Source organism: Streptomyces jumonjinensis (genome assembly GCF_009600885.1).
GTDB lineage: Bacteria > Actinomycetota > Actinomycetes > Streptomycetales > Streptomycetaceae > Streptomyces > Streptomyces jumonjinensis.
This window is the reverse complement of record NZ_VCLA01000105.1, coordinates 1-10,025: the sequence shown is the minus strand read 5'-3', so window position 1 is coordinate 10,025 and position 10,025 is coordinate 1. Positions and strand designations below refer to the sequence as shown.

Genomic DNA, 10,025 nt, shown 5'->3' with positions numbered 1-10,025 from the left:
GGCCGCGGCGGCGGCACTCCGGCCCGCCGTGGCCGCAGGGCCGGCATCCGCAGCGCCTGGGAGCTGCTCACCGAGACCGCTCCCGAACTCGCCGAGTGGAGCTCGCACTTCGCCTCGGGCGCCGCCCGCAGGGCGCGCGCGGAAGCCGGCATACGCGGCGCGGCCAGCAGCGGCGACGCCGAGAATCTGCTGCGGGACGCCGCGATGTTTCTGCGCCTGGTGGAGCGGATGCTGGTCCTCCAGCCCGTGCTGCCCCAGCCGAGGGCGGACCGGGCCGAGACGGAGGACGCCGTGTGACGCCCGGGCCGGGACGCGGGGGCGGCCCCCGGGAAGGAGGCAATAGGGTGGGTGATGTTCCGAGTCGTCACCCGAGAGCCAGCAAGCCCACCGCCCGCCGAGAGCCCCCGGCCCCGAAGTCAGCGACCGGGGCCGGCGCTCACCGCCCGCCCCGCCGCGCCCGCGCGGCCCGGGGCGGCTCCGCCCGAGGAGTCAACTGCCGTGCCGGACCCGTCCCCGCGCGGGGCAACCCCGCAGCGCCCGCCCCGCGCCTCCCTCCGTACCTCCGTGGTCTGGGAGGTCCTCAAGGACGCCCTCGACCGCAGGGCCGAGGCCACCGGGAGAGACACCCTGGACGTCCTCGACACCGGTGGCGGCAGCGGGTCCTTCGCGGTGCCCGTCGCCCAGCTCGGCCATCGGGTCACCGTGGTCGACCCCAGCCCCAACGCGCTCTTCGCGCTGGAGCGCCGGGCTGCCGAGGCGTCGGTGGCCGACCGGGTCCAGGGCGTCCAGGGCGATGTCCACGGCCTCTTCGAGGTCGTGGAGCGAGGCGGCTACGACGCGGTCCTCTGCCATGGCGTCCTGGAGTACGTGGACGACCCCGCCGAGGGCGTGCGCAACGCGGTGGAGGCGCTCCGGCCCCAGGGGGCGATCAGCCTGCTCGCCGCCGGGCTCGGCGGGGCCGTGCTCGCCCGCGCGCTGGCCGGGCACTTCACCGAGGCCCGCCAGGCGCTCACCGACCCCTCGGGGCGCTGGGGCGAGGGGGACCCGATGCCGCGCCGTTTCACCGCCGACCAGCTCATCGAGCTGGTGGGACAGTCCGGTGTGGAGGTCGGCGCGGTCCACGGCGTGCGGGTCTTCGCCGATCTGGTCCCCGGTGTGCTGGTGGACACCGAGCCGGGTGCGCTGGACGCCCTGCTCAAACTGGAGGCCGCCGCCGCCGAGCTGCCCGCTTTCCACTCCGTCGCCACCCAGCTGCACGTACTGGGAGAGAAGCGCCGCTGATCAGCGGCGCAACCGCACATGGAGTACGCCACAGACCCCCCGATCGTGTCCTTCGCCCCGTATGATCGAGGGACACCATCCGGCATGACGGATCGGAGGTTGGGGAATCTACGCCTCAGCAGCCAAAGCCGCCGTGGCGGCCCGAACTGGCGAACTGGCGTAGAGGGCGGGTTTCACGGGGGCGATTCCCTGCCTATCCTGAAAGGGCCGCATACGGTCGCCCCCGCGGCCGACGACTAGGAGGACTCCGTGCCGCTCTCGGAGCACGAGCAGCGAATGCTCGAGCAAATGGAGCGAGCGCTGTACGCCGAAGATCCCAAATTCGCGACAGCGCTTGAGGGAAGCGGGCTGCGTACGTACACCCGGCGACGGGTCTACCAAGCGGTTGCAGGCTTCCTGGTGGGTATCGCGCTTCTCATGGCCGGAATGGTCGCGCAGGTGATCCCAATCAGCGTGGTGGGATTCCTGGTCATGCTGGGCTGTGCGGTACTAGCGGTCACCGGATGGCGCAAGGCGCCCAAGCCAGGTGAGCAGCAGACTCTGGGAGACACGGCGGGCGACGCTCGCCGACAGCCCCGGCAGTCCCGTCAGCGCAAGTCGGTGATGCACCGGATCGAGCAGCGGTGGCAGCGCCGCCGCGACGAACAGGGTCACTGAACCACCGGAAGGTCCCCGCCGGGCAGACGCATCGCGTCCGCCCTGGTGTGCGGCGGCCCAGTTCCTGGAGCCCGCTCCATGAGCGCGCCCCCTCGGACCCTGCGTTCCTGCGCTTCCGTGTATCCACCGCTCACGGGTGCGCCCGGCCGGTGAAGCCGGGTGTGTCACCGCCCTGACGGGTCTCCCCTGCCGATAGCGCGCCCCAGGCGGTGCTGAGCCGCCCGGAACCCATGGCGCGGGCCCAGCCCGCCCCCGACGCACCGCGCCGGTCCGCCGACGCCGGTGCGTCGAGCCGTTTCCGTGCGTCGAGCCGTTTCCGTGCGTCGACCCGGCCCGCTCCATCGCCCCGGCCCGCTCCGTCGATCCGGTCCGGTCCGTTGGTTCTGACCCCGTCGTCCGTCGACCCGGACCGGTGCATCGCCCCGGTCCGGTCCGTCGATCCGGCTCCGCCCCTGGCGGCACGGCGACACTCCGCACCGCCGCGATCACCTTTCGCATCCGTCCCGCACCCGGCCCGTGCTGATGGCCGCCCCGTCCGGGTACCCGTACACCGCAGAGGGGAGTGGGGGCCGACGCCCTGGGCGTCGGCCCCACTCCCACTCCGTGCGACCGGTCAGCTCCGCTGCCGGGACGGGCGGCGCAGCAGCGCCGCCCGGCGGGCCTCGCTCCAGCGCCGCCACCGGTCCATGAGAGCCGTCCAGCCGGCCGAGAAGGCCCATACCGCACGGACCGTCGAGCGGGGCAGCAGCAGCGCTCGCAGCCGGACCCCGCGGCCCGCTCCGGCGCGCAGCCCCTGGCGGACCCGCGCCGCGTCATCGGCGAGCCCGGTGACCGGCCGGGGCCGGGGCGCGTACAGCACCTGCTCGACCGCGTCGGCGATCCGGTGCACCGCAGCCGCCGCCTCGCCCTCCAGCCGCCCCAGCCGGACGATCCCGGCCGCGGTCTGCCGAGGCGTCCTGGAGTCGTCCGGCGCGATGCCGTGGTCCCAGGCGGTGTCGGAGACCTCCAGCCAGGCCGCCAGCGTCCGTGACCTGACGTCCTCCGCGCCCCGGCCCGGGGAGCCCAGCCTGCGCGCGGTCCTCCGCAGCCGCCACAGCAGCGGCAGCAGCGGCACCGCCGCCGCGAGCAATACGACCAGGCCGATCAGCGGCGCGGTCCAACCGGAGCCGCCCGAGCCGGCGGCGGTGTCCACGTCCGCCGGGGCCGCGGCCTCGCAGTCATTGAGCCTGCGCAGCTCCGGCGGGCAGCTGTTCGAGGTGGAGGGGGCCGCGGAAGGCGCGTCGGACGCGGACTTCGTGGGCTCGGCCGGGCTGCTCGGACCGCCGTCCGGCGTCTCGTCCAGGGAGTAGTCGGGCTGACTGCCACGGCTCGGGGTCGGCTCGAAACGGGTCCATCCCACGCCCTCGAAGTACAGCTCCGGCCAGGCGTGCGCGTCGTTCGTCGTCACCGACATGGTGCCGTCCGCGCGCGGGCTGCCCGGGGTGAAGCCGACCGCGACCCGCGCCGGTATGCCCAGCGTCCGGGCCATCGCGGCCATCGAGAACGAGAAATGGACGCAGAAGCCCTGCTTCTGCTGTAGAAAGCGGGTGATCGCGTTGATCCCCGTGCCGGACTCCACCGTGGTGTCGTAGACGAAGCCCCCGTCCTCGGAGAACCACTTCTGGAGCATCACCGCCCGCTCATGGTCGTTGGCCGCGCCCCTGGTGACCTGCTGGGCGGTCTCCTCGACCACTGCGGGCAGGTCGTCGGGCACCCGGGTGTACTCGCGCCGCAGCGCCTCGGGGGCGGCCGGTGCGTCCGCCAGCTGCTTCGCGGTCGGCCGCACCAGCAGGCTGTCGACCACGTAGCGCATGCCGCCGGTGTTCTTGCCCTGGTCGCCGACCACGGTCCGCCCGGCGGGCTCGAAGCGCCAGCGCCCGTCGATGTCCACATCGGTCGCCGGGAAGGGCATCGGCAGCCAGTTCTGCTCGTAGTACTGGGCGGCCGAGAAGCTCGTGGTGATCTCCTTGGTCGACACCGCGCCGCTCAGGCCCAGCGGCCGGGGCAGCCGCTCCGGTATGCCCGTGACCTTCCGCTGCGACGACTTCCAGGTCGTCCCGTCGAACCGGTCCAGCGCCACGATCCGCAGATAGAGCTGGTCGGTGTTCTTCTCCCGGGTGCGGTAGCGGATGACCTCGCGGTTGTCGGGCTGGTTGAGATTGTCCTGGAGCGACACCAGCGGGTTGACCGCCGAGATGGTGCCGCCCCCGCCGTCGCCGCCGCCTTTGCCGGTGCCCATGCCGGCCAGCAGTCCGCCCTCCAGAGCGGGCAGCCCCGCGGGCACCGCCAGGGCCACGCCCAGCGCCAGCACACCGATACGGCGGCCGGTGCGCAGCGGGGCGACCGGAGCGCTGCCCGTCTCGAAGGCCCCCGCACCGCGCGCCCGGGAGGCGGGCGTCCCGAAGACCCTGCCCCACCGGGAGAGCCGGTCCCGGCCGTCGGCCAGCAGAAGCAGCAGATATCCGGAGGCCGCGAGCAGGAACCACAGCCAGTTGGCCCCGTCGTCGGCCAGGCCCGCGGCCACCGAGTACAGCGCGAGGAGCGGCAGACCGGCCGGGGCGGCGCTGCGGAACGTCACCGCCATCGCGTCCACCGTCAGCCCGATGACCAGCACCCCGCCGACGACCATCAGCGAGATGCCGTCCGTCGACGGAGCGGGCGCCGCGTACTTCCCGATGTCCTCGCCGCCCGCCAGCAGCAGCTCATGGAGCCGCCCGAGCGTCTGCGGCCCCGGCACGACCCCGAGCAGCGCATGGTCCCGGGCGAAGACCCAGGTGAGCAGCAGCAGCCCGGTGAGCGCCTGGGCCACCACCGTCAGCGGCCGGGCCAGCGGGACCCGGCGTGCCAGCGCGCCCGCGCCGCTCTGGACCCCCAGCAGGAACACCGCCTGCACCAGCCAGCCGACGCCGTCGATCAGCGGCAGCAGCGCGCAGGCCGCCATCAGCGTGGCCGCGTACGCGCAGAGAGCCAGCCGTCCGCGACCGCTCATGAGCCATCCCCACCCTTGCTTCCGTACACCGCGCCGCCGAAGACTTCGCCCTGCTGCTGATCGGCCTGCTGCCAGAGCGCGGGCAGCGATGCCCCGGGCGGTACCGCGACGGCGCACCAGCCGGCCTCGCGCAGCCGCCGGATCCGGTCCCGCACCGCTCCGTGCGACGCGCCGCCGCTCGCCCAGGTCTCGCCGTCCAGCACGAAGGCGACCGCCGCGCCGCTGCCCTGCCGCATCCGGGCCGCGACCGCCGCCTGCTCCTCGTCCAGATCGCCGAAGAACGCGACCAGCAGCCCTTCCTTCCCGCCGCGCAGCACATCGTGCGCACGGGAGAGGTCCTCCCCCTCGGAGTGGTCCACCGCCGCGAGGGTGTCCATCAGCAGCCCGGCGGAGTCCGCCGACTCCTGGGGCGAGCCGGCGAAGCCGTCGAGCCCCTCCCCGGGCGCCGAACTCCCGGTGTCGGTCAGCAGCCGGACCGCGAAGCCCCGTTCCAGGATGTGCAGCAGGACGGACGCGGCACCCGAGACCGCCCACTCGAACGGGGCGTCGGGACCCACCCCCGGATAGGCGATGCTCCGGGTGTCGAGCAGCACCGTGCACCGGGCCCGCTGCGGCTGCTCCTCCCGCCGCACCATCAGCTCGCCGTGGCGCGCGGTGGAGCGCCAGTGCACCCGGCGCAGATCGTCGCCGTACCGGTAGGCGCGCGGGATCACATCGTCGTCGCCGGCCAGCGCCAGGGAGCGCCTGCGCCCCTCCCCGTATCCCGAGGCGTCGCCGGTGAGCCGCACCGGCGGCAGCGGCTCGGTCCGGGGAATCACGGTGAGGGTGTCGAACGCGCTGAACGAGCGGGTCAGCTCGCACATGCCGAACGGGTCCGTCAGCCGCAGCTGGAGCGGGCCGAGGGGATAGGTTCCGCGCAGATCCGAGCGGACCCGGTAGGCCACCTCACGCCGCCCGCCCGCCTCCACCCGGTCCAGGACGAACCGGGGCCGGGGCCCGAGGACATAGGGCACATGGTCCTGGAGCATCAGCAGTCCGGTGGCCAGCCGGGAGACGTTGTCGATGCGCAGCCGCACCCGCGCCTCGGACCCGGCCGGCACCCGGGTGGGGGCGAGCGCTCTGCTGCCCGTGACCCGGTGGCGGGTGCGGTACAGCACGATCACGGAGACCAGCGGCAGCACCGCGAGCAGCAGCCCCACCCGCAGCAGATCGCTCTGCCCCAGGACGTAGGCGCACACGGCCGCCGCCACACCCGCGGCGAGGAACGACCGGCCGCGGGTGGTCAGCCCGCTCAGGGCGGCCTTCACCCCGGATTCGTCCCCGCCCCTGCCGTCCCTGCCCCTGCCGTCCCTGCCCCTGCCGTCCCCGCCCCCGTCAGCGGGTCCCCCTGCGGACATCACGGCCGCCGGCCGCCGGGCTGCTGGCCGTAGAGCGGGACGGAGGACGAGCGGTCCGCGCCGTACGCCTTCTGTGAGCCGTCGGCCGTGGGCACCGGGACGCGCTGGAGTATCTCCAGCACGACCTGCTCCGCCGTACGCCGGTTCAGCTGCGCCTGCGCGGTGGGCAGCAGCCGGTGCGCCAGCACCTGCACCACCAGGGCCTGGACGTCGTCCGGCAGCGCGTAGTCCCGGCCGGCCAGCGCGGCGGTCGCCTTGGCCGCGCGCAGCAGATGCAGGGTGGCCCGCGGCGAGGCGCCGAGCCTGAGGTCGGGGTGGCTGCGGGTGGCGGACACCAGCTCCACCGCGTACCGCCGCAGGGGCTCCGCGACATGCACATTGCGCACGGCCTCGATCAGCTTCACGATGTCATGCGCGTGCGCCGCGGGCTGGAGGTCGTCGAGCGGGGAGACCCCGCCGTGCACATCGAGCATCCGGAGCTCGGCCTCCGCGCTGGGGTAGCCGATGGAGACCCGGGCCATGAAGCGGTCCCGCTGCGCCTCGGGCAGCGGATAGGTGCCCTCCATCTCCACCGGGTTCTGGGTGGCCACCACCATGAACGGGCTGGGCAGCTCATAGGTCGTGCCGTCGCTGGTGACCTGGCGCTCCTCCATCGACTCCAGCAGCGCCGACTGGGTCTTGGGCGACGCGCGGTTGATCTCGTCGCCGATCACTATCTGGGCGAAGATCGCACCCGGTTTGAACTCGAAGTCGCGCCGCTGCTGGTCGAAGACGGACACCCCCGTGATGTCGGACGGCAGCAGATCCGGTGTGAACTGGATCCGTCGCACCGAACAGTCGATGGACCGTGCCAGCGCCTTGGCCAGCATGGTCTTCCCCACGCCGGGGACATCCTCGATGAGCAGATGTCCCTCGGCGAGGAGCACGGTCAGCGAAAGCCGTACGACCTCAGGCTTGCCCTCGATCACCCTCTCCACCGATCTGCGGACGCGATCCGCGGTGGTGGTCAGATCTGTGAGGCTCGCTCGATCGTCATAGGTCGTCACCCGGCCCTCCTCGGCCCATTCCTCAGGGCCGAGTCTCCAGACGGCGCGGCCCACCCCGATGCACGCACCACGCTCCCGGGTGGTTCCGGAAGGGGGGCGCACCCGAGCATTCTTGTTGCCGTTGCCACGTCGTGTCACTTGCCTGTGGATAACCGAGTGGGTTATGCCGGGTTAGGCGGACTTTGTCGGACTGTAGGCTCGGTCACACCGCGACAGGCTCGGTCACACCGCGACCGGAGCCGTCCCGTCCCACCTGGCCCGCTCGCCGCCCGCTCGCCCGGCCCGCCCGCTCGCCCGTCTCACCCAGCCGGGTCGACCACCCAGCCGGGTCGGCTCACCCAGCCGGGTCGATCTCCCTCAGCAGCCCGTCGTGCACATCGAAGACGAAGCCGCGCACATCGTCGGTGTGCAGCAGGAACGGCGAGGTGCGCACCCGCTGCATCGACTGCCGTACGTCCTGGTCGACGTCGCGGAACGCCTCCACCGCCCACGGCGGACGCTGCCCCACCTCGTCCTCCAGCTCATGCCGGAAGTCCTCCGTCAGCGATTCCAGACCGCAGCCGGTGTGATGGATGAGGATCACACTGCGGGTGCCCAGCGCCCGCTGGCTGATGGTGAGCGAGCGGATCACATCGTCCGTCACCACGCCGCCCGCGTTGCGGATGGTATGACAGTCGCCCAGCGCCAGCCCGAGCGCGTCATGCAGGTCGAGCCGCGCGTCCATACAGGCGACCACGGCCACCCGCAGCACCGGACGCGCGTCCATTCCGGGGTCGCGGAACCCGTCCGCGTACCTCTGATTCGCCTCGACGAGGCGGTCGATCACCGTGGCGTCCGTACGCGCAGCGTCGGCGGGGTGGTGCGCGGAAGTCGTCATAGTGACGACGTTAACGGGCGCGGGCCGGGGAGTCCTGCGGTGGGAAGAGACAAAGAACATCAACGCGATTTGTTGTGAGGTAACCCACAGGAGTGATGGCCTGTCGCCCGTCCGTGTGAAGCGGCCGATCGCACCGGCCGTCCGCCACGCCGTCGGCAGGTTCTCCGCCACGCCGTCGGCCGGTTGATTGACCGGCAAGGCCGGTGGACTAAAGTGACGCGCAGTTCACTGAACCACCCTGCACATTTCCAAGATCTCCCCGCGTGTGCGGCGTACGCACACCGCGTGTGCGGCGTACGCATGGCTCGTCCCGCTCTGCCGGCCGGGCCCCACGCCGGACCTGAGAGGGCGCTTTGAGCAATACCCGACACGTCCCGGTGATGCTCCAGCGGTGCCTGGACCTGTTGGCTCCGGCCCTGGAGTCACCGGGGTCGGTCGTCGTCGACTGCACCCTCGGCCTCGGCGGCCACAGCGAGGCGCTGCTCACGCAGTTCCCCGGGACACGGCTCATCGCGCTGGACCGCGACCGGGAGGCCCTGCGGCTCTCCGGCGAACGGCTCGCCCCCTTCGGCGAACGCGCCACACTGGTCCACGCGGTCTACGACGAGCTGCCCGAGGTCCTCGACCGGCTGGACATCCCGCGCGTCCAGGGCGTCCTCTTCGACCTCGGCGTCTCCTCCATGCAGCTGGACGAGGCCGACCGCGGCTTCGCCTACGCCCAGGACGCCCCGCTCGACATGCGGATGGACCAGACGACCGGCATCAGCGCCGCCGAGGTCCTCAACACCTACCCGCCCGGCGAGCTGGTGCGCATCCTGCGGATGTACGGCGAGGAGAAGCAGGCCAAGCGCATTGTCTCGGCCGTCGTACGGGAGCGCGAGAAGGAGCCCTTCAGCAACAGCGCCCGACTGGTGGAACTGATCCGCGACGCGCTGCCGCAGGCCGCCAAACGGACCGGGGGCAACCCGGCCAAGCGCACCTTCCAGGCGCTGCGCATCGAGGTGAACGGAGAGCTGAGCGTGCTGGAGCGGGCGATCCCGGCCGCGGTCGCCTCGCTCGCCGTGGACGGACGGATCGCCGTGCTCTCGTATCAGTCCCTGGAGGACCGGCTGGTCAAGCAGGTCCTCGCGGCGGGCGCCGCCACCACCGCGCCCCCCGGGCTCCCCATCGTGCCGGAGGAGTACCAGCCGAGGCTGAAGCTGCTGACCCGCGGCGCCGAGCTCCCGACCGATGAGGAGGTCGCCCAGAACCGCAGGGCCGCTCCCGCGCGTCTGAGGGGAGCACAGCGCATCCGGGAGGATGTGCGGTGAGCCCCGCGCCCAAGCAGCTCCGGGGGCGTGCCGCCCGGCTCGCCAGGATGATGCCGGCGAGCCCGAGCTCCGCCGCCCGCACCCCCTTCGTGCTGCTGGTCGTGGTGCTGCTCGGCGGCGGGCTGATCACCCTGCTGCTGCTGAACTCCTCGCTCAACGAGGGTTCCTTCGAACTGAGCGAGCTCAAGCGCGAGACCACCGAGCTCACCGACGAGCAACAGGAGCTCCAGCGCGAGGTGGACGGCTACCGCGCCCCCGACGCCCTGGAGCGCCGCGCCCGCGAACTCGGCATGGTCCCCGGCGGGAACCCCGCCTTCCTCGACCCCGACGGGACCGTGCGCGGCGAGCCGGGCCCGGCCGCCGAGCCCTCCGCCGCCCCCTCGGCCGCCGGCCCCCTCCCCAGCGGCACCCCGGCCCGGACCCCCGCCG

The 10,025-nt window shown here is 73.0% G+C and carries 10 protein-coding genes; 5 read left to right on the top strand and 5 right to left on the bottom strand.

What is annotated here, in order from left to right:
• The 3 genes from FF041_RS12145 to FF041_RS12135 form a co-directional block, all read left to right on the top strand.
• The coding region (locus tag FF041_RS12145; protein ID WP_267133188.1) for an SAV_6107 family HEPN domain-containing protein at positions 1 to 297 on the top strand (297 nt) is incomplete at its 5' end.
• Positions 298 to 498: 201 nt separating this feature from the next.
• Positions 499 to 1,281: a class I SAM-dependent methyltransferase gene (locus FF041_RS12140; RefSeq protein ID WP_407698143.1), complete on the top strand. Its 783-nt coding sequence runs from the start codon at positions 499 to 501 to the stop codon at positions 1,279 to 1,281.
• A gap of 249 nt (positions 1,282 to 1,530) precedes the next feature.
• Entirely contained in the window at positions 1,531 to 1,938 is a 408-nt protein-coding gene (locus tag FF041_RS12135; RefSeq protein ID WP_323371207.1) for a DUF3040 domain-containing protein, read from the top strand.
• Between the two features lie 130 nt (positions 1,939 to 2,068).
• Here FF041_RS12135 and FF041_RS12130 read toward each other — a convergent pair whose 3' ends face one another.
• The 5 genes from FF041_RS12130 to FF041_RS12110 form a co-directional block, all read right to left on the bottom strand.
• Positions 2,069 to 2,356, bottom strand: a complete 288-nt coding sequence (locus tag FF041_RS12130; RefSeq protein WP_153522843.1) for a hypothetical protein — start codon at positions 2,354 to 2,356, stop codon at positions 2,069 to 2,071.
• Between the two features lie 195 nt (positions 2,357 to 2,551).
• Complete coding sequence (locus FF041_RS12125) at positions 2,552 to 4,966, bottom strand: transglutaminase TgpA family protein (protein ID WP_153522841.1); 2,415 nt, start codon at positions 4,964 to 4,966, stop codon at positions 2,552 to 2,554.
• Positions 4,963 to 6,363: a DUF58 domain-containing protein gene (locus FF041_RS12120; RefSeq protein WP_153522840.1), complete on the bottom strand. Its 1,401-nt coding sequence runs from the start codon at positions 6,361 to 6,363 to the stop codon at positions 4,963 to 4,965. Before FF041_RS12120 ends, FF041_RS12125 begins: the two co-directional genes overlap by 4 nt.
• Entirely contained in the window at positions 6,363 to 7,409 is a 1,047-nt protein-coding gene (locus FF041_RS12115) for an AAA family ATPase (protein WP_323391751.1), read from the bottom strand. The genes FF041_RS12120 and FF041_RS12115 overlap by 1 nt, the downstream gene beginning before the upstream one ends.
• A 334-nt stretch (positions 7,410 to 7,743) precedes the next feature.
• Positions 7,744 to 8,286, bottom strand: coding sequence for a beta-class carbonic anhydrase (locus FF041_RS12110; protein ID WP_153522838.1), 543 nt, complete (start codon positions 8,284 to 8,286; stop codon positions 7,744 to 7,746).
• Between the two features lie 353 nt (positions 8,287 to 8,639).
• Between FF041_RS12110 and rsmH the strand changes: the two genes are divergently transcribed.
• Together rsmH and FF041_RS12100 are read left to right on the top strand one after the other, a co-directional pair.
• Positions 8,640 to 9,596, top strand: coding sequence for a 16S rRNA (cytosine(1402)-N(4))-methyltransferase RsmH (gene rsmH / locus FF041_RS12105; RefSeq protein ID WP_153522836.1), 957 nt, complete (start codon positions 8,640 to 8,642; stop codon positions 9,594 to 9,596).
• Positions 9,593 to 10,025 (top strand): FtsB family cell division protein (locus tag FF041_RS12100; RefSeq protein WP_407698142.1); only part of this gene is annotated, 433 nt, incomplete at its 3' end. The genes rsmH and FF041_RS12100, both read left to right, overlap by 4 nt.

Excerpts from the sequence above, each read along its gene's own strand:
- FF041_RS12130 (WP_153522843.1), bottom strand. The coding sequence starts at position 2,356 with ATGCACCGGTCCGGGTCGACGGACGACGGGGTCAGAACCAACGGACCG.
- FF041_RS12125 (WP_153522841.1), bottom strand. The coding sequence starts at position 4,966 with ATGAGCGGTCGCGGACGGCTGGCTCTCTGCGCGTACGCGGCCACGCTG.
- FF041_RS12120 (WP_153522840.1), bottom strand. The coding sequence starts at position 6,363 with ATGTCCGCAGGGGGACCCGCTGACGGGGGCGGGGACGGCAGGGGCAGG.
- FF041_RS12110 (WP_153522838.1), bottom strand. The coding sequence starts at position 8,286 with ATGACGACTTCCGCGCACCACCCCGCCGACGCTGCGCGTACGGACGCC.